Origin of the sequence: Enterobacter sp. BIDMC93 (assembly GCF_001037805.1) — a bacterium.
GTDB classification, from domain to species: Bacteria; Pseudomonadota; Gammaproteobacteria; order Enterobacterales; family Enterobacteriaceae; genus Enterobacter; species Enterobacter hormaechei_C.
Map to the genome: position 1 here is coordinate 3,754,485 of NZ_KQ089962.1, position 25,378 is coordinate 3,779,862.

Here is a 25,378-nt window from a genome sequence, read left to right on the forward strand (position 1 = left end):
TCACCAAATATCGTATTAAACCCTCCCTTTCGCTGGCTAACGACGAAAACTTATTTTATCATTCAAAAAATCAAGACGGATTGATCCGGCCTGAAAGGTTCCAGGTTACGCTTAGTTCAGGTTGCACTAATCATCCGCCCACTTTTACTTAAACTTTAGAGGTGAATAATGAGACTGATTCCCCTGGCAACAGCTGAACAAGTCGGAAAATGGGCTGCGCGTCATATCGTTAACCGCATCAACGCGTTCAAACCAACAGCCGATCGTCCTTTCGTTCTCGGTCTTCCAACCGGCGGTACACCCCTGACCGCGTATAAAGCTCTGGTTGAAATGCACAAAGCGGGCCAGGTTAGCTTCAAACACGTTGTAACCTTCAACATGGACGAATATGTCGGCCTGCCAAAGGAACATCCGGAAAGTTACCACAGTTTTATGCACCGCAACTTCTTCGATCACGTTGATATTCCGGCGGAAAACATTAATCTGCTGAATGGAAACGCGCCTGATATTGACGCAGAATGCCGTCAGTATGAAGAAAAAATCCGTTCCTACGGTAAAATCCACCTGTTTATGGGCGGCGTAGGCAACGACGGTCACATCGCGTTCAACGAACCGGCATCGTCACTGGCTTCCCGCACCCGTATTAAAACGCTGACCCATGACACGCGTGTGGCTAACTCCCGCTTCTTTGACGGCGACGTCAATCAGGTACCTAAATACGCCCTGACCGTGGGCGTGGGCACGCTGCTGGATGCCGAAGAGGTGATGATTCTGGTGCTGGGCGCGGTGAAAGCGCAAGCGCTTCAGGCTGCCGTAGAAGGCAACGTGAACCATATGTGGACGATCAGCTGCTTACAGTTGCATCCAAAAGCGGTTGTCGTGTGTGACGAACCGTCCACCATGGAGCTGAAAGTGAAAACGCTGAAATACTTCAACGAGCTGGAAGCTGAAAACATTAAAGGTCTGTAATTGAATAACCGCCTCTTTTATCCGGGGCGGTCGCTTTTTTTAACCGGGGGTCGATATGTACGCTTTAACCCACGGTCGGATTTATACCGGCCATGAAATTCTGGATGACCATGCGATCGTTATCGCCAATGGCCTGATTGAACGTGTTTGCCCACTGGCGGAACTGCCGCCGGAGATCGAACAGCGTTCCCTCAATGGAGCAGTAATCTCCCCCGGTTTCATCGACGTACAGCTCAACGGCTGCGGCGGTGTCCAGTTTAACGATACCGCAGAGGCGGTGACGGTTGAAACGCTGGAAATCATGCAGAAAGCTAACGAGAAATCGGGCTGCACCAGCTATCTGCCGACGCTCATCACCAGCAGTGATGACCTGATGAAACAGGGTATCCGCGTCATGCGCGACTACCTGGCAAAACACCCAAATCAGGCGCTGGGTTTGCACCTGGAAGGACCATGGCTGAACATGGTCAAGAAAGGCACCCATAACCCGAATTACGTGCGTAAACCCGATGCCGAGCTGGTGGATTACCTGTGCGCCAATGCCGATGTGATCACCAAAGTGACGCTGGCACCGGAAATGAGCGGCACGGACGTGATCAGCAAGCTGGCAGCCGCCGGGATTGTGGTGTCTGCGGGTCATTCGAACGCGACGCTGAAAGAGGCGAAAGCTGGCTTCCGCGCGGGCATCACGTTTGCCACGCACCTCTATAACGCAATGCCGTATATTACCGGCCGCGAACCGGGGCTGGTCGGCGCAATTCTGGATGAGCCGGACGTCTACTGCGGCATTATCGCTGACGGCCTGCATGTCGATTACACCAATATCCGCAACGCCAAGCGCCTTAAGGGCGACAAGCTCTGCCTGGTCACGGATGCCACCGCTCCGGCAGGGGCGAATATTGACCAGTTCATTTTTGCTGGTAAAACAATATACTACCGGAATGGACTGTGTGTGGATGAGAACGGCACGCTGAGCGGTTCTTCGCTGACAATGATCGAAGGGGTTCGTAACCTCGTTGAGCATTGCGGCATTGCGCTTGAGGAAGTGTTGCGCATGGCCACGCTTTATCCGGCGCGCGCCATTGGCGTCGATAAACAGCTCGGCGGTATTGCGCCAGGTATGGTTGCAAACCTGACGGCGTTCACACACGATTATAAAATTATTAAGACCATCGTTAATGGTAACGAGGTCGTCACTGAGTAAGTAAAAGTATGACACCAGGCGGACAAGCTCAAATCGGTAATGTCGATCTCGTTAAACAACTTAACAGCGCGGCAGTTTATCGCCTGATTGACCAGCACGGGCCAATCTCACGCATTCAGATAGCCGAACAAAGCCAGCTTGCTCCCGCCAGCGTGACAAAAATTACACGTCAGCTTATTGAGCGCGGCCTGATCAAAGAAGTCGATCAGCAGGCCTCCACCGGAGGTCGCCGCGCGATTTCCATTGTCACGGAAACCCGTAATTTTCAGGCGATTGGCGTCCGCTTAGGCCGTCATGACACCACGCTTACGCTCTACGATCTGAGCAGCAAGGCCATTGCCGAAGAGCACTACCCCCTTCCTGAGCGCACGCAGGAGACGCTTGAACACGCGTTACTGAATACCATTGCGCATTTTATCGAAAGCTGTCAGCGCAAGATCCGTGAACTCATCGCCATCTCGGTGATTTTGCCCGGCCTGGTTGACCCGGAAAGCGGCGTTATTCGCTACATGCCGCATATTAAGGTAGAGAACTGGGGGCTGGTTGAGGCGCTGGAAAAGCGCTTTAAGCTGACCTGCTTTGTTGGTCACGATATCCGCTCGCTGGCGCTGGCGGAGCACTACTTTGGTGCGAGCCAGGACTGCGAAGACTCTATTCTGGTGCGCGTTCACCGTGGTACAGGTGCGGGCATCATCTCAAATGGCCGCATTTTTATTGGCCGTAACGGCAACGTCGGCGAGATTGGTCATATTCAGGTTGAACCGCTTGGCGAGCGCTGCCACTGCGGTAACTTTGGCTGTCTTGAAACCGTTGCCGCCAATGCCGCCATTGAACATCGCGTTCGCCACCTGCTGGAACAGGGTTATCAGAGCCGCGTCACGCTGGACGATTGTAAGATCGGTGCCATCTGCAAAGCCGCTAATAAAGGTGATGCGCTGGCCTGCGAAGTGATCGAACAGGTAGGACGCCACCTGGGTAAAACCATCGCCATTGCCATCAACCTGTTCAATCCGCAAAAAGTGGTGATTGCCGGTGAGATTGTGGAAGCCGAAAAAGTGTTACTGCCCGCGATTGAAGGCTGCATCAATACCCAGGCGCTGAAAGCCTTTCGCCAGAACTTGCCGGTGGTGCGCTCTACGCTCGATCACCGCTCGGCGATTGGCGCATTCGCCCTGGTAAAACGTGCCATGCTCAACGGGATCCTGCTGCAACATTTGCTGGAATCCTGATCGGACCTTATAGTAACGCCTTCTTTTTTTGATGTCGGATTGTCCATGACCATTAAGAATGTAATTTGTGATATCGACGGCGTGCTGATGCACGACAACGTTGCCGTGCCGGGTGCTGCGGAGTTTCTTCACCGCATCATCGACAAAGGAATGCCACTGGTTCTTCTCACGAACTACCCTTCACAGACTGGTCAGGATCTGGCAAACCGCTTTGCAACCGCAGGCGTCAACGTCCCGGACAGCGTGTTTTATACCTCTGCAATGGCGACCGCGGATTTCCTGAAGCGTCAGGAAGGCAAAAAAGCCTACGTGGTCGGCGAAGGCGCGCTGATCCACGAGCTGTATAAAGCGGGCTTCACCATTACCGACGTGAACCCGGACTTTGTCATCGTGGGCGAAACGCGCTCCTTTAACTGGGAGATGATGCATAAAGCAGCCTACTTTGTCGCCAACGGTGCACGTTTTATCGCCACCAACCCGGATACGCACGGTCGTGGTTTTTATCCTGCCTGCGGTGCGCTGTGTGCCGGTATCGAAAAAATCTCTGGTCGTAAGCCGTTTGTTGTCGGCAAACCGAGCCCGTGGATCATCCGCGCCGCGCTGAATACGATGCAGGCACACTCAGAAGAAACCGTCATTGTGGGCGATAACCTGCGCACCGATATTCTGGCTGGCTTCCAGGCGGGGCTTGAAACCATTCTGGTGCTGTCTGGCGTCTCGCAGCTTGATGACATTGATACGATGCCGTTCCGCCCAAGCTGGATATATCCCTCCGTCGACGAAATCGACGTTATTTAATTCAGAACCACGCCTCAGGGCGTGGTTTTTCATTTCCGCCGCCTGAAAACCTTACCCCATCTAACAAAAGCCATCTTTCATTGAATAAACATCAATAAAATCGCTTTAGACATACTCGTTTTTTAAGATTCAGCAATCGCCATTGCACTTTTTACGTTTTCACCCGTAAAACGCTTGCGCCCCCTCCCCCTTTTGCGGCATTTTCATAAGCAAGCAACATCACAACGCAACAGGGTTAACGGAGAAGGTTATGTGTTCTATTTTTGGCGTACTGGATATTAAAACTGACGCGGGCGAACTGCGTAAAAAAGCACTCGAATTGTCCCGCCTGATGCGCCATCGCGGTCCGGACTGGTCAGGCGTATACGCCAGCGATAAAGCGATTCTGGCTCACGAACGTCTCTCCATTGTTGATGTCAACGCTGGCGCACAGCCGCTGTATAACGAGAAAAAAACGCACGCGCTGGCTGTTAACGGTGAAATTTACAACCATCAGGCGCTGCGCGCCGAGTACGGCGATCGCTACGCGTTTCAGACTGGCTCAGACTGCGAAGTGATCCTGGCGCTGTATCAGGAGAAAGGCCCGGAGTTCCTCGACGATCTGCAAGGGATGTTCGCCTTCGCCCTGTACGACAGCGAAAAAGACGCTTACCTGATTGGCCGCGACCATATTGGTATTATCCCGCTGTACATGGGGCACGATGAGCACGGCAACTTCTACGTTGCCTCAGAGATGAAAGCCCTGGTACCGGTGTGCCGCACCATCAAAGAGTTCCCGGCAGGTAGCTACCTGTGGAGTAAAGACGGCGAGATCCGCCCGTACTACCAGCGCGACTGGTTTGATTATGAGGCGGTGAAAGACAACGTGACGGACAAAGCCGAACTGCGTCAGGCCCTGGAAGAGTCAGTGAAAAGCCACCTGATGTCAGACGTACCTTACGGCGTACTGCTCTCCGGCGGTCTGGACTCCTCCGTGATCTCCGCGATCACCAAGAAATTCGCCGCACGTCGCGTGGAAGATCAGGAGCGCTCTGAAGCCTGGTGGCCGCAGCTGCACTCCTTTGCCGTGGGTCTGGAAGGGGCACCTGACCTGAAAGCCGCCCAGGAAGTGGCAAATCATCTCGGCACGGTGCACCATGAAATTCACTTCACCGTACAGGAAGGTCTGGATGCGATCCGCGATGTGATCTATCACATTGAAACCTATGATGTGACCACCATTCGCGCCTCCACACCGATGTATTTGATGTCGCGGAAGATCAAAGCGATGGGCATCAAGATGGTGCTCTCCGGCGAGGGTTCTGACGAAGTGTTTGGCGGTTACCTCTATTTCCACAAAGCGCCAAACGCCAAAGAGCTGCATGAAGAAACGGTGCGTAAGCTACAGGCGCTGCACATGTTTGACTGCGCGCGCGCCAACAAAGCGATGTCCGCCTGGGGTGTGGAAGCCCGCGTGCCGTTCCTCGATAAGAAATTTCTTGATGTGGCGATGCGCATCAACCCGCAGGACAAAATGTGCGGCAACGGCAAAATGGAGAAACATATCCTGCGAGAATGTTTTGAATCCTACCTGCCGGCGAGCGTGGCGTGGCGTCAGAAAGAGCAGTTCTCGGATGGCGTGGGTTACAGCTGGATCGACACCCTGAAAGAGGTGGCGGCGAAACAGGTTTCTGATCAACAACTGGAAACTGCGAGCTTCCGTTTCCCGTACAACACGCCAGCCTCGAAAGAAGCGTATTTGTACCGTGAGATCTTTGAGGAGCTGTTCCCGGTTCCAAGCGCAGCAGAGTGCGTACCGGGTGGCCCATCGGTCGCCTGCTCTTCTGCTAAAGCCATTGAATGGGATGAATCATTCAAAGCGATGAACGATCCGTCAGGACGCGCGGTGGGCGTTCACCAGTCTGCCTATAAATAATGTTCAGAGTATCATCAGGCCCTCCGGGGCCTGATTTTTTTGCCTCTCTTTTCCCCCGTCAAAAACGATAAATAACCAATAATTGTCGAATATTCGGCCTCGCTGTTCGCAACCTAACCAAACAGTCACATTCCGGCTATTTTCATTGAAAAAGGTGTTGACGCTGCAAGGGTCTATACGCATAATGCGCCCCGCAACGCCGATAAGGTAACGCGAAAAAAAGATGGCTACGTAGCTCAGTTGGTTAGAGCACATCACTCATAATGATGGGGTCACAGGTTCGAATCCCGTCGTAGCCACCATCTTTTTTGCGGGAGTGGCGAAATTGGTAGACGCACCAGATTTAGGTTCTGGCGCCGCAAGGTGTGCGAGTTCAAGTCTCGCCTCCCGCACCATTCCCAGGTAAGCGTTGCACGGATGGGGTATCGCCAAGCGGTAAGGCACCGGTTTTTGATACCGGCATTCCCTGGTTCGAATCCAGGTACCCCAGCCATATTTCTTCGATCATGCGGTTCTCCGCGGTATTGGGGTATCGCCAAGCGGTAAGGCACCGGTTTTTGATACCGGCATTCCCTGGTTCGAATCCAGGTACCCCAGCCATCGAAGATTGCAGTACTGGCTACGTAGCTCAGTTGGTTAGAGCACATCACTCATAATGATGGGGTCACAGGTTCGAATCCCGTCGTAGCCACCATATTTATGTTATCGAATACGATTCGGTAAACTGAACATTGTTGGGGTATCGCCAAGCGGTAAGGCACCGGATTCTGATTCCGGCATTCCGAGGTTCGAATCCTCGTACCCCAGCCACTTTAAAGTCGTTAAGCAGTTTGTTTAACGCAATTGGGGTGTCGCCAAGCGGTAAGGCTCTGGTTTCTGATACCAGCATTCCGGGGTTCGAATCCCTGCACCCCAGCCACTTAAAACAAACAAGCCCGCTCTGCGGGCTTTTTTGTTTTTGTTGTTCAGAATAGTGCGGCCTGATGCCCTCACCCTAACCCTCTCCCACGGGGAGAGGGAATAAAGATCAGAGTCCGAGGGCGTATTTCAGGGCCTGACGCTTCAGCCCACCGGCACGCTCCGCCGCCATCAATCCAATATTGCGCACTATACGCACCGGACCAACATCGTTGCTGAACCCGGCGTAGAACAGATCCATCCCCGACTGCATAATGAAGTTATCCGCCATACGGCGCGTCTGGTAGCGCTTCAGTACCTGATGGCTGGCCCAGGCTTCCGCGTGGGCGCGAGCGTTACCCAGCACATCCAGTAACGCATCGACGTCACGGTATCCCAGATTCACCCCCTGCCCCGCCAGCGGATGAATGGTGTGCGCCGCGTCCCCCACCAGCACCAGTCCTTCACGGGCATACTGCAACGCATGGCGTCGCATCAGCGGGAATGCGCCGGCGGCAACCGGGGTCACGTTGCCCAGACGGCTCGGGAAGTGCTGGCGAATTTCGCGCTGCAACTGATCCATGGACAGACCCTGCAACTGTCGAATGCGCGCCGGTTTGTCGTACCACACCAGCGAAGCCCAGTTATCAAACAGCGGTAAGAATGCATGCGGGCCGTTCGGCGTAAAATGCTGCCACGTGCTCTCGCCCGGCGCGTTTTCTGACTGCACGGTGATCAACATGCAGGACTGCTGGTACTGCCAGGCATGGATCCCAATGCCTGCCATCTGCCTGACCTGCGAGTTCGCGCCATCCGCCCCCACCACCAGCTTCACGGCCAGCTCATCGTCGTTGTCCAGCGTCAGGAGATACCCGCCCTCATGACGATGCAGGCCTTTCAGCGAGTCCGGAACGCGCAGCGTCACCTTCGGGTGCGCCTCCAGCGCCTGCCAGAGTGCCTGCTGGAGCACGTTGTTTTCCACCATATAGCCCAGGCGCGGCAGTTTCAGCTCGGCGGCATCAAACGACACGTGAGCATTTTCCCACTCCCAGGTTTCAAGACGGCTGTATGGGTGCGCGCGCATCGCCAGCACCGCCTCCCAGACGCCCAGCCCGCGAAGCAGATCAACAGAGGCCGCGCTGATGGCGGAAATACGCACGTCCGGTTGGCTGGCAGGATCGAATGCCGGCGGAGCCGCCTGTTCAATAACGGTTACGTCAAATCCCTGCTGCGCCAGCCCCAGCGCCAGTGCGCCGCCGACCATACCGCCGCCAACAACGGCAACTTCGGTGTTCAGGAGTGTCATGGTCACTATTCCTTATTGGAGAATACCTTAAGTTTACCGGATTTTTGCGGCCCTGAGGTTGACAACCTTCATACTGGTCACAACCGCACCAAAGCATTACAATACGCGGCTTGCAATCCTGAGCTGAGCAAGTCGATGACTAAAAAACTCCATATAAAAACCTGGGGCTGTCAGATGAACGAATACGATTCATCGAAGATGGCCGATCTGCTGGATACCACCCACGGATACCAGCTGACTGAAAATGCGAAAGAAGCCGATGTGCTGCTGCTGAACACCTGTTCAATTCGTGAAAAAGCACAGGAAAAAGTCTTTCATGTGTTAGGCCGCTGGAAGCTTCTCAAACGGAAAAATCCGGACCTGATTATTGGCGTGGGTGGCTGCGTCGCATCGCAGGAAGGTAAGCTGATCCGCCAGAGAGCCCCCTATGTGGATATCGTTTTTGGCCCTCAGACCCTGCACCGCCTGCCAGAGATGATTAATCAGGTTCGCGGCAGCCGTAGCCCGGTGGTTGACGTGAGCTTCCCGGAGATCGAGAAATTTGACCGTCTGCCTGAGCCGCGCGCTGATGGCCCGACCGCCTTCGTCTCCATCATGGAAGGCTGCAACAAATACTGTACTTACTGCGTGGTGCCTTACACCCGCGGTGAAGAAGTGAGCCGCCCGGCAGACGATATCCTGTTTGAAATCGCGCAGCTTGCCGCGCAGGGCGTTCGTGAAGTGAACCTGCTGGGTCAGAACGTGAACGCCTGGCGCGGGGAAAACTACGACGGCACCACCGGCAGCTTTGCTGAACTGCTGCGTCTGGTGGCGGCGATTGACGGCATCGACCGCATTCGCTTTACCACCAGCCATCCGATGGAATTTACCGACGACATTATTGACGTCTATCGCGATACGCCAGAGCTGGTGAGCTTCCTGCACCTGCCGATCCAGTGCGGTTCTGATCGCGTGCTGAACCTGATGGGTCGTCCACATACGGTGCTCGAGTATAAGTCCACCATCCGCAAGCTGCGTGAAGCGCGCCCGGATATCCAAATTAGCTCCGACTTTATCGTCGGCTTCCCTGGCGAAACCGCTGATGACTTTGAGCGCACCATGAAGCTCATCGGCGAGGTGAATTTCGACGTCAGCTACAGCTTTATCTTCTCTGCGCGCCCGGGCACCCCTGCGGCCGATATGGTTGACGATGTGCCGGAAGAAGAGAAAAAGCAGCGTCTGTATATTCTACAGGAGCGTATCAACCAGCAGGCCAACGCCTGGAGTCGTCGTATGCTCGGCACTGTCCAGCGTATTCTGGTGGAAGGCACCTCCCGTAAGAGCGTCATGGAACTGTCTGGTCGAACCGAAAATAACCGCGTGGTGAATTTTGAAGGCACCCCGGACATGATCGGTAAGTTTGTGGACGTCGAGATTGTCGAAGTACTCACGAACTCGCTGCGCGGGAAGGTGGTACGCACTGAGGACGAAATGGGTCTGCGAATTGCACAGACTCCGGAATCCGTTATCTCTCGCACCCGCAAAGTCAACGATTCTGGCGTGGGTATTTACCAGCCTTGATCCTTCTGGCCTGCCTGTCCGGCAGGCCTTGTATTTCCTCTCATCGCCCCCAATATCTACCGCAACGCTTGCGCCTTTATTCTGTGGCGTGAATAATTTCGGTAATGACCGTTTTATTACGCCGTGTGGCCACAGGTCAGTTAACCAATTAAAGAGGAACAGTTTGAACATAGATACGCGTGAAATTAGCCTTGAGCCCGCAGACAACGCTCGCCTGCTGAGCCTGTGCGGGCCGTTTGATGACAATATCAAACAACTGGAGCGACGTCTGGGTATCGAAATCAATCGTCGCGATAACCATTTCAAACTCACCGGACGCCCAATCTGCGTCAACGCCGCGGCAGATATTCTCCGCAGCCTGTATGTTGATACCGCCCCGATGCGCGGTGAGATCCAGGATATTGAACCTGAACAGATCCACCTGGCCATTAAAGAGGCGCGCGTGCTTGAGCAGAGCGCGGAAAGCGTGCCGGACTATGGCAAAGCCATCAACATCAAAACTAAACGCGGCGTGATTAAGCCTCGTACCCCGAACCAGGCGCAGTACATCGCCAACATTCTCGACCACGACATCACCTTCGGCGTAGGCCCGGCGGGTACGGGTAAAACCTATCTGGCGGTTGCCGCTGCGGTCGATGCGCTCGAGCGTCAGGAGATCCGCCGTATCCTGCTGACCCGCCCTGCTGTTGAAGCCGGTGAAAAACTGGGCTTCCTGCCGGGCGATTTGAGTCAGAAAGTAGATCCCTACCTGCGCCCGCTGTATGACGCGCTGTTCGAAATGCTCGGCTTCGAGAAAGTTGAAAAGCTCATCGAGCGTAACGTGATTGAAGTTGCTCCGCTGGCCTACATGCGTGGCCGTACGCTTAACGACGCGTTCATCATTCTGGATGAGAGCCAGAACACCACCATCGAACAGATGAAGATGTTCCTGACGCGTATTGGCTTTAACTCGAAAGCGGTTATCACCGGTGACGTCACCCAGATTGACCTGCCGCGTAACACCAAATCGGGTCTGCGTCACGCCATCGAAGTCCTGGCCGAGGTAGAGGAAATCAGCTTTAACTTCTTCCACAGTGAAGACGTGGTACGCCATCCGGTCGTCGCGCGTATCGTTAACGCTTATGAGGCCTGGGAAGAGGCAGATCAGAAGCGCAGGGCCGAACTGGCCGCAGAACGTAAGCGCGAAGCGCAGGAGCATGAACAGAAATGAGTCAGGTGATCCTCGATTTACAGCTGGCCTGTGATGATAATTCCGGCATGCCAGAAGAGGCACAGTTTCAGAAATGGCTGGATGCCGTTATCCCCCAGTTTCAGGAAGAATCAGAGGTCACGATTCGCCTGGTGGATGAAGCAGAAAGCCATGAGCTCAACCTGACCTACCGCGGGAAAGATAAGCCGACCAACGTGCTCTCTTTCCCGTTCGAAGCCCCTCCGGGCATTGAGATGCCGCTGCTGGGCGATCTGATCATCTGCCGTCAGGTGGTTGAGCAGGAAGCCAAAGAGCAGCAAAAGCCGCTGGAAGCGCACTGGGCACACATGGTGGTGCACGGTAGCCTGCATCTTCTGGGTTACGACCATATTGAAGATGACGAAGCGGAAGAGATGGAATCCCTCGAGACAGAGATAATGCTTGCTCTGGGCTATGAGGATCCGTACATTGCCGAGAAAGAATAGTCAGTCACTGACTACCATGCCGCCGCGCAGGGACATAGCGCGGCGGTTAACATTGAACTAACAAGAGAACCCTTAACAAACGCCATGAGCGACGACAATTCACACAGTAGCGACACGACAACCACTAAAAAGGGATTTTTCTCCCTCATTCTGAACCAGCTTTTCCACGGCGAACCGAAAAACCGTGATGAACTGCTGGAGCTGATTCGTGATTCCGGGCAGAACGACCTTATCGACGAAGATACGCGCGAAATGCTCGAAGGGGTGATGGACATCGCCGACCAGCGCGTCCGCGACATCATGATCCCCCGCTCGCAGATGATTACCCTGAAACGCAACCAGACGCTGGACGAGTGCCTCGATGTGATTATCGAATCGGCTCACTCACGTTTCCCGGTCATCAGCGAAGACAAAGATCACATTGAAGGGATTTTGATGGCGAAAGATCTGCTGCCGTTTATGCGCAGCGATGCCGAAGCCTTCAGTATGGAAAAGGTGTTACGCCCGGCCGTGGTTGTGCCGGAAAGTAAACGTGTGGATCGGATGCTGAAGGAGTTTCGCTCCCAGCGCTATCACATGGCGATTGTTATTGATGAATTTGGTGGCGTTTCCGGTCTGGTCACAATCGAAGACATCCTTGAGCTGATCGTGGGCGAAATCGAAGATGAGTATGACGAAGAAGAGGATATCGACTTCCGTCAGCTGAGCCGCCACACCTGGACCGTGCGCGCGCTGGCCTCCATTGAAGACTTCAACGATACCTTTGGCACCAGCTTCAGCGATGAAGAAGTGGACACCATTGGTGGCCTGGTGATGCAGGCCTTCGGCCATCTTCCGGCCCGCGGTGAAACCGTTGACATCGATGGTTACCAGTTCAAGGTCGCAATGGCTGACAGCCGACGTATTATTCAGGTTCACGTCAGAATGCCGGACGACTCACCGGTGCCAAAACTGGAAGATTAATGTAAATGGCATTTGCCCCACTCTTTGAACGCCAGCGCGTCCGTTTGCTGCTGGCGCTGTTACTCGGAGCCAGCGGTACGCTGGCTTTTTCTCCTTACGATATCTGGCCAGCCGCTATTCTCTCCCTGATGGGGCTACAGGGTCTTACCCTGAACCGCCGTCCGGTACAGGCCGCGGCCATTGGCTACTTCTGGGGGCTGGGGCTGTTTGGCTCTGGTATCAACTGGGTCTACGTCAGTATCGCGCAATTTGGCGGAATGCCGGGGCCGGTTAACGTCTTCCTGGTTGTGCTGCTCGCCGCCTATCTCTCGCTCTACACCGGCCTGTTCGCGGGCATCCTGTCTCGCCTGTGGCCAAAAACGACCTGGCTGCGCGTGGCGATAGCGGCACCCGTTGCCTGGCAAATCACCGAATTTCTGCGCGGCTGGGTACTGACCGGCTTCCCGTGGTTGCAGTTCGGCTATAGCCAGGTAGACGGCCCGCTGAAAGGCCTGGCCCCGGTCATGGGCGTGGAGGCGATCAACTTCCTGCTCATGGCGGTCAGCGGCCTTCTGGTGCTGGCTCTGGTGACACGTAACTGGAAGCCGCTGGTTGCCTCGTTGATCCTGTTTGCCCTGCCCTTCCCGCTGCGTTATATCCAGTGGTTTACGCTGGAGCCCGCGCGCGCCACGCAGGTTTCACTGGTACAGGGCGATATCCCGCAGTCCCTGAAATGGGATGAGAATCAGCTGCTGAACACGCTGAAAATCTACGCCAACGCCACTGAAAAGGTGATGGGCAAATCGCAGCTCATCATCTGGCCTGAGTCTGCGATCCCGGACCTGGAGATCAATCAGCAGCCCTTCCTGAAGATGATGGACGATCTGCTGCGCGCGCGCGGCAGTACGCTGATCACCGGAATTGTGGATGCGCGTCTCAATCAGCAGAACCGCTATGACACGTACAACACGATCATTACGCTCGGTAAGGACAGCGAATACAGCTATACCTCCACCAATCGCTACAACAAAAACCACCTTGTACCGTTTGGCGAATTTGTTCCGCTGGAGTCTATTCTGCGCCCACTGGCACCGTTCTTTGATTTGCCGATGTCCTCATTCAGCCGGGGCCCTTACGTTCAGCCGCAGCTGCATGCGCACGGTTTTGCCCTGACGGCCGCCATTTGCTACGAGATTATCCTCGGCGAGCAGGTGCGCGATAATTTCCGCCCGGACACCGACTATCTGCTGACCATCTCAAACGATGCGTGGTTCGGTAAATCGATTGGCCCGTGGCAGCACTTCCAGATGGCGCGAATGCGTTCTCTGGAGCTGGCACGTCCGTTGCTGCGCAGCACCAATAACGGCATTACCGCCGTGATTGGTCCGCAGGGTGAAATCCAGGCCATGATCCCGCAATTTACCCGTGAGGTGCTGACTACTAACGTCACGCCAACTACCGGGCTTACGCCTTACGCGCGCACCGGGAACTGGCCGCTGTGGATTTTGACCTTGCTCTTCGGCTTTGGCGCAGTACTGATGAGCCTGCGTCAGCGTCGTAAATAACCTTACCTTCTGTTGCCGGGTGGCGGCTACGCCTTACCCGGCCTACTCTCCGCCGCCCCCACCCGACAATTTCCTCCCAAACTTCAATTCTGGCACGCCTGTTGCTTTGTTTATTCATATCAACGCTGTCTGGCTTAACGTGCAACTTTGTCGCACCAGCGTAGATCATCGGTAGCACCTAAACGGTGCAACGAGGGATTATTGCCTCTGAATGGTGCGGCGCGCTTCGCAAAAATAAACAATAACGCAGCAAAATCTTTACATTAAGCCAGACTAAATGTTAACAAGCTTGCACAACACTGCACTCGCATTGCGCGAGATATAACAACATCACAATGGGTATCTATGCGTCACTGGCGCTGATAAGAAAGGAGTTGGGTATGCAATTACGTAAACTGGCCACAGCAATGCTGGTTATGGGAATGTCTGCGGGGGTTGTCCACGCTGAAGACGCTCCGGCAGCAGGAAGCACTCTCGACAAGATTGCCAAAAACGGCGTGATCGTGGTCGGCCACCGTGAATCTTCTGTCCCGTTCTCTTACTACGACAACACGCAAAAAGTCGTGGGCTATTCACAGGATTACTCCAACGCCATCGTTGAAGCCGTGAAGAAAAAGCTGAACAAACCTGACCTGCAAGTGAAGCTGATCCCCATCACTTCACAAAACCGTATTCCTCTGCTGCAAAACGGCACATTTGATTTTGAATGTGGCTCAACCACCAACAACCTTGAGCGTCAGAAACAGGCCGCTTTCTCGGACACCATCTTCGTTGTGGGCACCCGCCTGCTGACGAAGAAAGGCGGCGACATCAAAGATTTTGCTGACCTGAAAGGCAAAGCGGTTGTCGTGACCTCCGGTACCACGTCCGAAGTGCTGCTGCACAAGCTGAACGACGAGAAGAAAATGGACATGCGCATCATCAGCGCGAAAGACCATGGCGACTCCTTCCGTACCCTGGAAAGCGGCCGTGCTGTCGCGTTTATGATGGATGACGCCCTGCTGGCGGGCGAACGCGCGAAAGCGAAGAAACCAGACAACTGGGAAATCGTCGGTACCGCCCAGTCGAAAGAAGCCTACGGCTGTATGCTGCGTAAAGGTGACGAGGACTTCAAGAAACTGATCGATGACACCATCGCTCAGGCGCAAACCTCCGGCGAAGCGGCAAAATGGTTCGACAAATGGTTCAAGAACCCAATTCCACCAAAAAACCTGAACATGAACTTTGAACTGTCTGACGACATGAAAGCGCTGTTCAAATCACCAAACGACAAAGCTCTTAACTAATTAGAACGACAGGGGCGGGATCTCCTGCCCTCTCGATTGTCGGGAAGCATGGACAGACTATACGTTGAGTGGTCGTTCCCCACTCAGCGCAAAAATTGAGCTTCTCACCAATCTTCGAGGGTAGCGCTGCTACCCTTTTTTTTCTGGAGTTTACTATGTCAATTGACTGGAACTGGGGCATCTTTCTGCAACAAGCCCCGTTCGGCAACACCACCTATCTCGGCTGGCTGTGGAGCGGCTTTCAGGTTACCGTTGCGTTATCGATAACGGCGTGGATTATCGCGTTTCTTGTCGGTTCGCTGTTCGGTATTCTGCGTACCGTCCCTAACCGTTTTCTCTCTTCGATTGGCACGCTCTATGTGGAACTGTTCCGTAACGTTCCGCTGATCGTGCAGTTCTTTACCTGGTATCTGGTGATCCCGGAACTGCTGCCGGAAGATCTCGGCATGTGGTTTAAGGCCGAGCTGGATCCTAACGTACAATTTTTTGTCTCCTCTATGCTGTGTCTGGGGCTGTTCACCGCTGCGCGCGTCTGCGAGCAGGTACGTGCCGCCATACAGTCACTGCCGCGCGGGCAAAAGAATGCGGCACTGGCAATGGGCCTGACTCTGCCCCAGGCCTACCGTTACGTACTGCTGCCTAACGCTTACCGCGTCATCGTTCCGCCGATGACGTCCGAGATGATGAACCTGGTAAAAAACTCGGCTATCGCCTCAACCATCGGTCTGGTGGATATGGCGGCACAGGCGGGCAAACTGCTGGATTACTCCGCTCACGCCTGGGAATCCTTCACGGCGATCACGCTCGCCTATGTTCTGATTAACGCTTTCATCATGCTGGTGATGAACCTGGTTGAACGCAAAGTACGCCTGCCGGGCAATCTGGGGGGCAAATAAATGTACGATTTTGACTGGAGTTCCATTGTTCCCTCCATGCCCTATCTGCTGGATGGACTGGCAATCACCTTAAAGATCACCGTTATCGCCATTATCGTCGGTATTGTCTGGGGCACCCTGCTGGCAGTGATGCGCCTGTCGAGCTTTAAGCCGCTCGCCTGGTTTGCCACGGCCTACGTTAACGTATTCCGCTCCATTCCACTGGTCATGGTGCTGCTGTGGTTTTATCTGATTGTTCCCGGCTTTTTACAGAACGTACTGGGACTGTCGCCAAAGACCGATATCCGCCTGATCTCTGCCATGGTGGCGTTTTCCATGTTTGAAGCCGCCTACTACTCAGAGATCATCCGCGCAGGTATTCAGAGTATCTCTCGCGGGCAGTCCAGCGCTGCGCTGGCGCTCGGTATGACGCACTGGCAGTCCATGAAGCTCATTATTTTGCCGCAGGCGTTTCGCGCCATGGTTCCGCTGCTGCTGACGCAGGGCATCGTCCTGTTCCAGGATACCTCCCTGGTCTACGTGCTGAGTCTGGCAGACTTCTTCCGTACCGCCTCCACCATTGGAGAACGTGACGGAACGCAGGTTGAGATGATCCTCTTCGCGGGCGGGGTCTATTTTGTGATTAGTTTAAGCGCATCGCTGTTGGTCAGCTGGCTGAAGAAAAGGACGGTATAATGATTTCCCTGAAAAATGTTTCTAAATGGTATGGGCACTTTCAGGTGCTGACCGACTGCTCAACAGAAGTAAAAAAAGGCGATGTGGTAGTGGTATGCGGCCCGTCCGGTTCCGGTAAGTCCACGCTTATCAAAACCGTTAATGGGCTGGAACCTGTCCAGCAGGGCGAGATTGTCGTTAACGGCACCAAAGTAAATGACCGCAAAACCAACCTTGCCCAGCTTCGCTCCCACGTAGGGATGGTGTTCCAGCATTTTGAGCTGTTCCCTCACCTGTCCATCATTGAGAACCTGACGCTGGCGCAGGTCAAAGTGCTGAAGCGCGACAAAAAAGCGGCGCGCGAAAAGGGGCTGAAGCTGCTGGAACGCGTCGGGCTGTCTGCGCATGCGAATAAGTTCCCGGCCCAGCTTTCGGGCGGCCAACAGCAGCGTGTGGCAATCGCGCGTGCGCTGTGCATGGATCCGGTGGCAATGCTGTTTGATGAGCCGACGTCCGCGCTCGACCCTGAGATGATCAACGAAGTGCTGGACGTCATGGTGGAGCTGGCGCACGAAGGGATGACCATGATGGTGGTGACGCACGAAATGGGCTTCGCCCGTAAAGTGGCCAACCGCGTGATCTTCATGGATGAAGGGAAAATTGTTGAAGACTCACCAAAAGAAGAGTTCTTCGCAAATCCTAAATCTGAACGTGCAAAAGACTTCCTCGCCAAAATCCTGCATTAATCTTTTTAGTGCGCAATCTGCGGATTGCGCACTGCTTCACGCTTTAGATCTCTTTTTCTATTCGGCGTCACATCGCAGCGTTAACCTTGTCACAAATAATGCTGAGAATGGAGAACGCTATGGCACAGCCAATTATTCTCGACTGCGATCCGGGTCATGATGACGCGATCGCACTCGTCCTTGCTCTTGCTTCCCCTGAACTGGACGTAAAAGCTGTCACCTCCTCCGCCGGGAACCAGACGCCGGATAAAACCTTACGAAACGTGTTGCGGATGTTGACGCTGCTGAAACGCACCGATATTCCGGTCGCAGGTGGCGCCGTTAAGCCACTAATGCGCGAGCTGATCATTGCGGATAATGTTCACGGTGAAAGTGGGCTGGATGGCCCGGCGCTACCGGAGCCGAATTTCACACCGCAAAACTGCACTGCCGTCGAGCTCATGGCGAAGGTGCTGCGTGAGAGCGCAGAGCCCGTGACGCTGGTGGCGACCGGCCCGCAGACCAACGTAGCGCTGCTGCTGAACAGCCATCCTGAACTGCACAGCAACATCGCCCGTATCGTCATCATGGGCGGGGCAATGGGGCTGGGGAACTGGACGCCAGCAGCAGAGTTCAACATCTTCGTTGACCCGGAAGCCGCGGAAATCGTCTTCCAGTCGGGCCTGCCGATTGTGATGGCGGGGCTGGACGTTACCCACCGCGCACAAATTATGGCGCAGGACATCGAACGATTCCGTTCTGTGGGCAACCCGGTTGCAACGACCGTGGCCGAGCTGCTCGACTTCTTTATGGAGTATCACAAAGCCGAGAAGTGGGGCTTCCACGGCGCCCCGCTGCATGACCCATGCACCATCGCCTGGCTGCTGAAGCCGGAAATGTTTACCACGGTCGAGCGTTGGGTTGGTGTGGAAACACAGGGGAAATATACCCAGGGAATGACGGTGGTGGACTATTACTCGCTGACGGGAAACAAGCCGAATACCACGGTAATGGTGGATATCGATCGGGAAGCGTTTGTGGATTTGCTGGCGGAGCGGCTGGCTTATTATTCTGCGGCCTGATGCCCTCACCCCGCCCCTCTCCCACAGGGAGAGGGTGCAAACAGTTTTGCTTTTACCTACGGCTCAAATGGCCGACGCTGGAACTGGTCGTGCCCGCACTTCGGACACAGCGACAACACCTCCGGCGTATAAACGGCGATATGATGGTGGCACTTCTCACACACCAGGTTCCCCAACCCCACTACTTCGCCGCTGTGATAGACACCGTGGTGGTTTAAATCCTGAAACACCTCACGCCATTCCAGCTGAGTTTTATCGGTAATATCCGCCAGCTCCTGCCACAGGCTCTCTTTGATGACCCGCATAAAAACGCTGTCGGCGATCTCGTCCTGGCTTTCTTCATAGCTTCGCGCGAACTCCTCCAGGTCACGGCGCACGGCGCGCGTCACCTCTTCCACTTCGGTTCGCGTTAACTCACCCGTTTGTGTCACGCGTGCGCGTGCCTGTTCGACCAGCGCGTCGATATCACGCTCGCCGTTACGCAGCCGTTCCGTCAGAGTCGCTACCAGTTCACGGTAAAATTGAGCAACCTTGTTCATCATTTTGCCTCTCGGGTAAGTAACTGTCTCTAATAATAGACCTTATTTCGCCGCCGCTTTGTCAGGTGAAGCACAGACCCGGTAAATTCCTGCAAAGTGCATTTGCGTGAAAGGCTGTTTTGACGCGGGCGTTTGGGCTATGCTATGCGGATCTGAATTACCACATCCATTGGCTACATTTGTAGCTGTATTGAACACAGGACCACTGGCTGCCATGCAAGAGCAATACCGCCCGGAAGAGATAGAATCAAAAGTCCAGCAACACTGGGACGAGAAGCGCACCTTTGAAGTAACCGAAGACGAGAGCAAAGAGAAGTATTACTGCCTGTCGATGCTTCCCTATCCTTCTGGTCGACTACACATGGGCCACGTGCGTAACTACACCATCGGTGACGTGATTGCGCGCTACCAGCGTATGCTGGGCAAAAACGTTCTTCAGCCTATCGGCTGGGATGCGTTCGGCCTGCCTGCTGAAGGCGCGGCGGTGAAAAACAACACGGCACCGGCTCCGTGGACGTACGACAACATTGCGTACATGAAAAACCAGCTGAAAATGCTGGGCTTTGGCTATGACTGGAGTCGCGAGCTGGCAACCTGTACCCCGGAATACTACCGCTGGGAGCAGAAATTCTTTACCGAGCTGTATAAAAAAGGCCTGGTGTACAAGAAGACCTCTGCCGTTAACTGGTGCCCGAATGACCAGACCGTTCTCGCGAACGAACAGGTTATCGATGGCTGCTGCTGGCGCTGCGACACCAAAGTAGAGCGTAAAGAGATCCCGCAGTGGTTTATCAAAATCACCGCCTACGCTGACGAACTGCTGAACGATCTGGATAATCTGGACCACTGGCCAGATACCGTTAAGACCATGCAGCGCAACTGGATCGGCCGTTCCGAAGGTGTGGAAATTACCTTCAACGTTGAGAACTACGACCAGACCCTGACCGTCTATACCACCCGTCCGGACACCTTCATGGGCGCGACCTACCTGGCCGTGGCCGCAGGTCACCCGCTGGCGCAGAAAGCGGCAGAAAACAATCCGGAACTGGCGACCTTCATCGACGAATGCCGCAATACTAAAGTGGCCGAAGCCGACATGGCGACGATGGAGAAAAAAGGCGTTGATACCGGCTTTAAAGCCATTCACCCGCTGACGGGCGAAGCGATCCCTGTCTGGGCAGCCAACTTCGTACTGATGGAATACGGCACAGGCGCAGTGATGGCCGTGCCGGGTCACGACCAGCGCGACTACGAATTTGCCACCAAATACGGCCTGACCATCAAGCCTGTTATTCTTGCCGCTGACGGCTCTGAGCCCGATCTCTCTGAGCAAGCGCTGACTGAAAAAGGCACCCTGTTTAACTCCGGTGAGTTCAGCGGCCTGAGCTTCGAAGAAGGCTTCAACGCCATCGCCGACAAGCTGGCCTCCCTGGGCGTGGGCGAGCGTAAAGTGAACTACCGTCTGCGCGACTGGGGCGTTTCCCGTCAGCGTTACTGGGGTGCGCCAATCCCAATGGTGACTCTGGAAGATGGCACCGTGATGCCAACGCCGGAAGATCAGCTGCCGGTGATCCTGCCGGAAGACGTGGTCATGGACGGCATCACCAGCCCGATCAAAGCCGATCCTGAGTGGGCGAAAACCACCGTCAACGGTCAGCCAGCGCTGCGTGAAACCGACACCTTCGACACCTTTATGGAATCCTCCTGGTACTATGCGCGCTACACCTGCCCGCAGTACAAAGAAGGCATGCTGGATTCCGATGCAGCAAACTACTGGCTGCCGGTAGACATCTACATCGGTGGCATTGAACACGCCATCATGCACCTGCTCTACTTCCGCTTCTTCCACAAACTGATGCGTGACGCAGGCCTCGTCAACTCCGACGAGCCGGCAAAACAGCTGCTGTGTCAGGGTATGGTGCTGGCAGATGCGTTCTACTACGTTGGCGCGAACGGCGAGCGTAACTGGGTTTCTCCGGTTGATGCGATTGTGGAGCGCGACGAGAAAGGCCGTATCGTGAAGGCGAAAAACGCCGAAGGTCATGAACTGGTGTATACCGGCATGAGCAAGATGTCCAAGTCGAAAAATAACGGTATCGACCCGCAGGTAATGGTTGAGCGTTACGGCGCTGACACCGTGCGTCTGTTCATGATGTTCGCCTCCCCGGCAGATATGACGCTGGAATGGCAGGAATCCGGCGTTGAAGGGGCAAACCGCTTCCTGAAACGCGTCTGGAAACTGGTGTACGAGCACACCTCTCAGGGTGATGCGCCTGCGCTGAACGTGGCTGCACTGAGCGAAGATCAGCAGGCGCTGCGTCGTGATGTTCATAAAACCATTGCGAAAGTCACCGATGATATTGGTCGTCGTCAGACCTTCAATACCGCAATTGCGGCTATTATGGAACTGATGAACAAGCTGGCGAAAGCCCCGCAGGACGGCGAGCAGGATCGCGCCTTAATGCGTGAAGCGCTGCTGGCGGTCGTTCGCATGCTTAACCCGTTCACGCCGCACGTTAGCTTCACCCTGTGGCAGGAGCTGAAAGGCGAAGACGATATCGACAACGCGCCGTGGCCAGTGGCGGATGAATCCGCTATGGTGGAAAACACCACGCTGGTGGTGGTGCAGGTTAACGGTAAAGTGCGCGGTAAAATTACCGTCGCGGTCGACGCAACCGAAGAACAGGTTCGCGAGCGCGCAGGCCAGGAGCATCTGGTCGCGAAATACCTTGAGGGCGTTACCGTACGTAAAGTGATCTACGTACCGGGTAAACTGCTGAATCTGGTCGTTGGCTAAGCGCGGGAGGAAACGTGCGACAACTGGCAACAATACTCTTATCTCTGGCGGTGCTGGTCACCGCTGGCTGCGGCTGGCACCTGCGCAACACCACGGCAGTGCCTGCTCAGATGAAAACAATGATCTTCGACTCATCCGATCCGAACGGACCGCTGAGCCGGGCCATTCGTAACCAGCTGCGTTTGAACGATGTTGAGCTGATCGAGAAGGGAACCCTGCGTCAGGATGTTCCTTCGCTTCGCGTCCTGAAATCAACGCTGGCAAAAGACACTGCGTCAATTTTCCAGGATGGGCGGACGGCGGAATATCAGATGGTGCTGACCGTTAGCGCGGCTGTTCTGATACCGGGTAAAGATATTTACCCTATCAGTACCAAAGTCTACCGTTCGTTCTTCGATAACCCGCAGACGGCGCTGGCGAAAGACGCCGAAGAGCAGATTATCATCAAAGAGATGTACGATAAGGCTGCGGAGCAGCTGATCCGTAAGCTGCCTACCATTGCCGCGTCGACGAAAAAAGGCGCTGACGTCATCGAAACACCGGATGCCCGCACGCCGGATATGCCAACGTCTCTGGGTAACTGATGATCAGGTTGTATCCTGAACAACTCCGCGCGCAGCTCAACGAAGGGCTGCGCGCGGCCTATCTGCTACTCGGCAATGACCCCCTGTTACTTCAGGAAAGCCTTGATGCGGTTCGCCATGCGGCAGCCGCACAGGGTTTCGATGAGCATCATACGTTCCAGATCGATAACAGTACCGACTGGAACGCTATCTTCTCGCTTTGTCAGGCCATGAGCCTGTTTGCCTCTCGTCAGACAATCCAGATCCTGCTGCCGGAGAATGGTCCTAACGCTGCCATCAATGAACAGCTGGCTATGCTGGTGAGTTTGTTACACGGCGATCTTCTGCTTATCGTACGCGGCAACAAACTCACAAAAGCGCAGGAAAACGCGGCCTGGTTTACCCGGCTAGCCCCCAGTGCGGTGCTGGTCACCTGCCAGACGCCAGAGCAGGCGCATCTGCCAAAATGGGTTGCCGCGCGAGCAAAGCAGCACAATTTGCAGCTGGATGAGGCCGCCAGTCAGCTCCTGTGCTACTGCTACGAAGGCAACCTTCTGGCACTGGCGCAGGCGCTGGACAGGCTCGCCCTGCTGTGGCCCGATGGTAAGCTGACGCTGCCGCGCGTGGAACAGGCGGTGAATGATGCCGCGCACTTTACCCCCTTCCACTGGGTTGATGCGCTGCTGTCGGCGAAAAGTAAGCGTGCTCTGCACATCCTGCAACAGCTGCGCCTGGAAGGGAGTGAGCCGGTCATTCTGCTCCGTACGCTCCAGCGCGAATTACTGCTGCTGAACAACCTTAAACGCCAGTCAGCACACACGCCCCTGCGCGCCTTATTCGACAAACATCGCGTCTGGCAAAACCGTCGGGCGATGACCACGGAGGCGATAAACCGCCTGAGCCAGGAGCAGTTGCGTCAGGCAGTACAACTTCTGATGCGCGCCGAACTGACGTTAAAACAGGATTACGGCCAGTCTGTCTGGGCGGAGCTGGAGAGCCTCTCTTTGCTGCTCTGCCATAAGGCGCTGGCAGACGTATTTATCGATGGGTGATATGCATTCTTTACAGGCAATGTATGGCGGGACCTTCGACCCGGTACACTATGGGCATCTTAAGCCGGTAGAAATCCTCGCGAATTTGATTGGGTTGCAGCGGGTAATCATCATGCCCAACAATGTTCCGCCGCACCGTCCTCAGCCAGAAGCAACCAGCGAGCAGCGTAAAGCGATGCTCGCACTGGCTATCGCCGATAAGCCTCTCTTCACGCTGGATGAGCGTGAACTGCGCAGGGATACCCCTTCCTGGACATCGCAAACGCTGCGGGAGTGGCGCGCTGAGCAAGGGCCCATGAAACCGCTGGCGTTTATCATCGGCCAGGATTCCTTGCTCAACTTTCCCAGCTGGTACCAGTACGAAACCATTTTGGAAAACAGTCATCTGCTGGTCTGCCGCCGTCCGGGCTACCCGCTGACCATGCGCGACGCACAGCATCAGCAGTGGCTTGACGCGCATCTGACGGACAATATAGAAGACCTGCACAGTCTCCCCGCCGGGAAAATTTACCTCGCTGAAACGCCGTGGTTTGATATTTCCGCAACCCTCATCCGCGAGCGTCTCCAGCAGGGTTTAGACTGTGACGATCTCCTCCCCTCGCCCGTGCTGGCCTATATCCATGCGCACGGTCTGTATCAGAAAAGTACAGATGTCTGAGCATCGCCGGCGAAATTGTCCGTTAATGATTATCCTGCCTTGACAGGCTAAGCCATACTGATATCCTCCGCTGCCAGACTTTCCCGCCGATCGCTGCTTTACAGAAATTGTTTTACAAAAATGGCGATGCAATATCAGGCGGAGGGTGGGATGATACCCGCCTTCAAAAGCCGGGCGGTGACATTTGTCCCGCGACTGGCGTCAGTTCAGGTATACTGACTGACCACGAATTCATAGTTGTACAATCTCATACACCCAGGGGGAAAACTTGCAGGGTAAAGCACTCCAGGATTTTGTTATCGACAAAATTGATGACCTGAAAGGTCAGGACATCATCGCTATCGACGTTAAGGGTAAATCCAGCATCACCGACTGCATGATCATCTGCACCGGGACCTCAACTCGTCACGTTGTTTCGATTGCTGACCATGTTGTTCAGGAATCGCGCGCGGCAGGGCTGCTTCCGCTGGGCGTTGAAGGTGAAGCGACCGCTGACTGGGTGGTTGTCGATCTCGGCGATGTGATTGTCCACGTCATGCAGGAAGAGAGCCGTCGCCTGTATGAGCTGGAAAAACTCTGGGGTTAATGCGTGAAGTTGCAACTGGTCGCCGTCGGCACCAAAATGCCGGACTGGGTACAAACCGGTTTTACTGAGTATCTGCGTCGTTTCCCAAAAGATATGCCGTTCGAACTGGTGGAGATCCCAGCAGGAAAGCGCGGCAAGAACGCAGATATCAAACGTATTCTCGATAAAGAGGGAGAGCTGATGCTGGCTGCCGCAGGCAAAAACCGCATCGTGACCCTCGATATTCCGGGCAAACCCTGGGATACGCCGCAGCTGGCGCACGAACTGGAGCGCTGGAAGCAGGATGGTCGGGACGTCAGTCTGTTGATTGGCGGACCAGAGGGGTTATCTCCCGCCTGCAAAGCAGCAGCAGAACAAAGTTGGTCACTCTCGGCGCTGACGCTGCCCCACCCGCTTGTACGGGTTCTCGTGGCAGAAAGTTTGTATCGCGCATGGAGCATCACTACCAACCACCCTTATCACCGCGAGTAATGACTGACCA

23 protein-coding genes and 7 tRNA genes are annotated in these 25,378 nt (G+C 54.9%); 28 read left to right on the forward strand and 2 right to left on the reverse strand.

Translation table 11 applies throughout. The features are described 5' to 3' along the window. Positions 1-168 precede the first annotated feature (168 nt). The 12 genes from nagB (at position 169) to SK58_RS17650 (ending at position 7,034) form a co-directional block, all read left to right on the forward strand. Positions 169-969, forward strand: coding sequence for a glucosamine-6-phosphate deaminase (nagB, locus tag SK58_RS17590; protein WP_003858663.1), 801 nt, complete (start codon positions 169-171; stop codon positions 967-969). Between the two features lie 55 nt (positions 970-1,024). Next, positions 1,025-2,173 (forward strand): N-acetylglucosamine-6-phosphate deacetylase, encoded by a 1,149-nt coding sequence (gene nagA / locus SK58_RS17595; RefSeq protein WP_048220272.1) that lies wholly within the window; start codon positions 1,025-1,027, stop codon positions 2,171-2,173. A gap of 8 nt (positions 2,174-2,181) precedes the next feature. After that, on the forward strand, positions 2,182-3,402 hold the full coding sequence (locus SK58_RS17600; RefSeq protein ID WP_006809613.1) for a DNA-binding transcriptional regulator NagC: 1,221 nt from the start codon (positions 2,182-2,184) through the stop codon (positions 3,400-3,402). 45 nt (positions 3,403-3,447) lie between these two features. Beyond that, complete coding sequence (gene nagD, locus SK58_RS17605) at positions 3,448-4,200, forward strand: ribonucleotide monophosphatase NagD (RefSeq protein WP_003858667.1); 753 nt, start codon at positions 3,448-3,450, stop codon at positions 4,198-4,200. A 250-nt stretch (positions 4,201-4,450) separates the two neighbouring features. Beyond that, positions 4,451-6,115, forward strand: a complete 1,665-nt coding sequence (gene asnB, locus SK58_RS17610; protein WP_015571128.1) for an asparagine synthase B — start codon at positions 4,451-4,453, stop codon at positions 6,113-6,115. Between the two features lie 225 nt (positions 6,116-6,340). Then, positions 6,341-6,417: transfer RNA gene (locus tag SK58_RS17620), tRNA-Met, on the forward strand. 8 nt (positions 6,418-6,425) lie between these two features. Beyond that, positions 6,426-6,510: transfer RNA gene (locus SK58_RS17625), tRNA-Leu, on the forward strand. A gap of 23 nt (positions 6,511-6,533) precedes the next feature. Beyond that, a tRNA-Gln gene (locus tag SK58_RS17630) sits at positions 6,534-6,608 on the forward strand. A 32-nt stretch (positions 6,609-6,640) separates the two neighbouring features. Next, a tRNA-Gln gene (locus tag SK58_RS17635) sits at positions 6,641-6,715 on the forward strand. Positions 6,716-6,732: 17 nt separating this feature from the next. Next, positions 6,733-6,809 (forward strand) — tRNA-Met (locus SK58_RS17640). A 41-nt stretch (positions 6,810-6,850) separates the two neighbouring features. Next, positions 6,851-6,925: transfer RNA gene (locus SK58_RS17645), tRNA-Gln, on the forward strand. 34 nt (positions 6,926-6,959) lie between these two features. Next, a tRNA-Gln gene (locus tag SK58_RS17650) sits at positions 6,960-7,034 on the forward strand. A gap of 108 nt (positions 7,035-7,142) precedes the next feature. Here the strand turns inward: SK58_RS17650 and ubiF are convergent. After that, positions 7,143-8,318: a 3-demethoxyubiquinol 3-hydroxylase gene (ubiF, locus tag SK58_RS17655; RefSeq protein ID WP_003858670.1), complete on the reverse strand. Its 1,176-nt coding sequence runs from the start codon at positions 8,316-8,318 to the stop codon at positions 7,143-7,145. A gap of 135 nt (positions 8,319-8,453) precedes the next feature. On the opposite strand from ubiF, the gene miaB reads away from it, so the two are divergent. From miaB to rihA, 10 genes are all read left to right on the forward strand, one after another. Then, positions 8,454-9,878, forward strand: a complete 1,425-nt coding sequence (miaB, locus tag SK58_RS17660; RefSeq protein WP_015571130.1) for a tRNA (N6-isopentenyl adenosine(37)-C2)-methylthiotransferase MiaB — start codon at positions 8,454-8,456, stop codon at positions 9,876-9,878. Positions 9,879-10,041: 163 nt separating this feature from the next. After that, a complete protein-coding gene (locus SK58_RS17665) occupies positions 10,042-11,088 on the forward strand; it encodes a PhoH family protein (RefSeq protein WP_003858674.1) in 1,047 nt (348 codons plus the stop codon). Beyond that, positions 11,085-11,552, forward strand: a complete 468-nt coding sequence (gene ybeY, locus SK58_RS17670) for an rRNA maturation RNase YbeY (protein WP_017694310.1) — start codon at positions 11,085-11,087, stop codon at positions 11,550-11,552. Before SK58_RS17665 ends, ybeY begins: the two co-directional genes overlap by 4 nt. An 84-nt stretch (positions 11,553-11,636) precedes the next feature. Next, positions 11,637-12,515, forward strand: a complete 879-nt coding sequence (gene corC, locus SK58_RS17675; RefSeq protein WP_003858679.1) for a CNNM family magnesium/cobalt transport protein CorC — start codon at positions 11,637-11,639, stop codon at positions 12,513-12,515. A gap of 5 nt (positions 12,516-12,520) precedes the next feature. Continuing rightward, positions 12,521-14,059, forward strand: coding sequence for an apolipoprotein N-acyltransferase (gene lnt, locus SK58_RS17680; RefSeq protein WP_047735286.1), 1,539 nt, complete (start codon positions 12,521-12,523; stop codon positions 14,057-14,059). Positions 14,060-14,439: 380 nt separating this feature from the next. Beyond that, a complete protein-coding gene (locus SK58_RS17685; protein ID WP_003858681.1) occupies positions 14,440-15,345 on the forward strand; it encodes an amino acid ABC transporter substrate-binding protein in 906 nt (301 codons plus the stop codon). 155 nt (positions 15,346-15,500) lie between these two features. Next, positions 15,501-16,241: a glutamate/aspartate ABC transporter permease GltJ gene (gene gltJ / locus SK58_RS17690; protein ID WP_015571133.1), complete on the forward strand. Its 741-nt coding sequence runs from the start codon at positions 15,501-15,503 to the stop codon at positions 16,239-16,241. After that, entirely contained in the window at positions 16,242-16,916 is a 675-nt protein-coding gene (gene gltK, locus SK58_RS17695) for a glutamate/aspartate ABC transporter permease GltK (RefSeq protein WP_003858686.1), read from the forward strand. Next, positions 16,916-17,641, forward strand: a complete 726-nt coding sequence (locus SK58_RS17700) for an amino acid ABC transporter ATP-binding protein (RefSeq protein ID WP_017382465.1) — start codon at positions 16,916-16,918, stop codon at positions 17,639-17,641. The genes gltK and SK58_RS17700 overlap by 1 nt, the downstream gene beginning before the upstream one ends. A gap of 119 nt (positions 17,642-17,760) precedes the next feature. After that, positions 17,761-18,702: a pyrimidine-specific ribonucleoside hydrolase RihA gene (rihA, locus tag SK58_RS17705; protein WP_032671312.1), complete on the forward strand. Its 942-nt coding sequence runs from the start codon at positions 17,761-17,763 to the stop codon at positions 18,700-18,702. 56 nt (positions 18,703-18,758) lie between these two features. Here rihA and SK58_RS17710 read toward each other — a convergent pair whose 3' ends face one another. Next, entirely contained in the window at positions 18,759-19,241 is a 483-nt protein-coding gene (locus SK58_RS17710) for a zinc ribbon-containing protein (protein ID WP_003858689.1), read from the reverse strand. A gap of 214 nt (positions 19,242-19,455) precedes the next feature. Between SK58_RS17710 and leuS the strand changes: the two genes are divergently transcribed. The 6 genes from leuS to rlmH all read left to right on the forward strand — a co-directional run bounded on the left by leuS (position 19,456) and on the right by rlmH (position 25,368). Continuing rightward, positions 19,456-22,038 carry a leucine--tRNA ligase gene (gene leuS / locus SK58_RS17715; protein WP_048220273.1) on the forward strand — a complete coding sequence of 861 codons (2,583 nt, stop codon included), beginning with the start codon at positions 19,456-19,458 and terminating at the stop codon, positions 22,036-22,038. Between the two features lie 14 nt (positions 22,039-22,052). Then, positions 22,053-22,622: an LPS assembly lipoprotein LptE gene (gene lptE, locus SK58_RS17720; protein WP_045615085.1), complete on the forward strand. Its 570-nt coding sequence runs from the start codon at positions 22,053-22,055 to the stop codon at positions 22,620-22,622. After that, positions 22,622-23,653 carry a DNA polymerase III subunit delta gene (holA, locus tag SK58_RS17725; protein WP_032671314.1) on the forward strand — a complete coding sequence of 344 codons (1,032 nt, stop codon included), beginning with the start codon at positions 22,622-22,624 and terminating at the stop codon, positions 23,651-23,653. Before lptE ends, holA begins: the two co-directional genes overlap by 1 nt. Then, positions 23,646-24,311, forward strand: a complete 666-nt coding sequence (gene nadD, locus SK58_RS17730) for a nicotinate-nucleotide adenylyltransferase (RefSeq protein WP_003858694.1) — start codon at positions 23,646-23,648, stop codon at positions 24,309-24,311. Before holA ends, nadD begins: the two co-directional genes overlap by 8 nt. A gap of 268 nt (positions 24,312-24,579) precedes the next feature. After that, positions 24,580-24,897 carry a ribosome silencing factor gene (rsfS, locus tag SK58_RS17735; RefSeq protein ID WP_003858696.1) on the forward strand — a complete coding sequence of 106 codons (318 nt, stop codon included), beginning with the start codon at positions 24,580-24,582 and terminating at the stop codon, positions 24,895-24,897. A 3-nt stretch (positions 24,898-24,900) separates the two neighbouring features. After that, positions 24,901-25,368 carry a 23S rRNA (pseudouridine(1915)-N(3))-methyltransferase RlmH gene (rlmH, locus tag SK58_RS17740; RefSeq protein WP_003858701.1) on the forward strand — a complete coding sequence of 156 codons (468 nt, stop codon included), beginning with the start codon at positions 24,901-24,903 and terminating at the stop codon, positions 25,366-25,368. The last annotated feature ends 10 nt before the right edge of the window (positions 25,369-25,378 follow it).

Bases quoted from the DNA above. Each gene is read 5' to 3' on its own strand.
- nagB (WP_003858663.1), top strand. From the start codon at position 169: ATGAGACTGATTCCCCTGGCAACAGCTGAACAAGTCGGAAAATGGGCT.
- nagA (WP_048220272.1), top strand. From the start codon at position 1,025: ATGTACGCTTTAACCCACGGTCGGATTTATACCGGCCATGAAATTCTG.
- SK58_RS17600 (WP_006809613.1), top strand. From the start codon at position 2,182: ATGACACCAGGCGGACAAGCTCAAATCGGTAATGTCGATCTCGTTAAA.
- nagD (WP_003858667.1), top strand. From the start codon at position 3,448: ATGACCATTAAGAATGTAATTTGTGATATCGACGGCGTGCTGATGCAC.
- asnB (WP_015571128.1), top strand. From the start codon at position 4,451: ATGTGTTCTATTTTTGGCGTACTGGATATTAAAACTGACGCGGGCGAA.
- ubiF (WP_003858670.1), bottom strand. From the start codon at position 8,318: ATGACACTCCTGAACACCGAAGTTGCCGTTGTTGGCGGCGGTATGGTC.
- miaB (WP_015571130.1), top strand. From the start codon at position 8,454: ATGACTAAAAAACTCCATATAAAAACCTGGGGCTGTCAGATGAACGAA.
- ybeY (WP_017694310.1), top strand. From the start codon at position 11,085: ATGAGTCAGGTGATCCTCGATTTACAGCTGGCCTGTGATGATAATTCC.
- corC (WP_003858679.1), top strand. From the start codon at position 11,637: ATGAGCGACGACAATTCACACAGTAGCGACACGACAACCACTAAAAAG.
- lnt (WP_047735286.1), top strand. From the start codon at position 12,521: ATGGCATTTGCCCCACTCTTTGAACGCCAGCGCGTCCGTTTGCTGCTG.
- SK58_RS17685 (WP_003858681.1), top strand. From the start codon at position 14,440: ATGCAATTACGTAAACTGGCCACAGCAATGCTGGTTATGGGAATGTCT.
- gltJ (WP_015571133.1), top strand. From the start codon at position 15,501: ATGTCAATTGACTGGAACTGGGGCATCTTTCTGCAACAAGCCCCGTTC.
- gltK (WP_003858686.1), top strand. From the start codon at position 16,242: ATGTACGATTTTGACTGGAGTTCCATTGTTCCCTCCATGCCCTATCTG.
- SK58_RS17700 (WP_017382465.1), top strand. From the start codon at position 16,916: ATGATTTCCCTGAAAAATGTTTCTAAATGGTATGGGCACTTTCAGGTG.
- rihA (WP_032671312.1), top strand. From the start codon at position 17,761: ATGGCACAGCCAATTATTCTCGACTGCGATCCGGGTCATGATGACGCG.
- SK58_RS17710 (WP_003858689.1), bottom strand. From the start codon at position 19,241: ATGAACAAGGTTGCTCAATTTTACCGTGAACTGGTAGCGACTCTGACG.
- leuS (WP_048220273.1), top strand. From the start codon at position 19,456: ATGCAAGAGCAATACCGCCCGGAAGAGATAGAATCAAAAGTCCAGCAA.
- holA (WP_032671314.1), top strand. From the start codon at position 22,622: ATGATCAGGTTGTATCCTGAACAACTCCGCGCGCAGCTCAACGAAGGG.
- nadD (WP_003858694.1), top strand. From the start codon at position 23,646: ATGGGTGATATGCATTCTTTACAGGCAATGTATGGCGGGACCTTCGAC.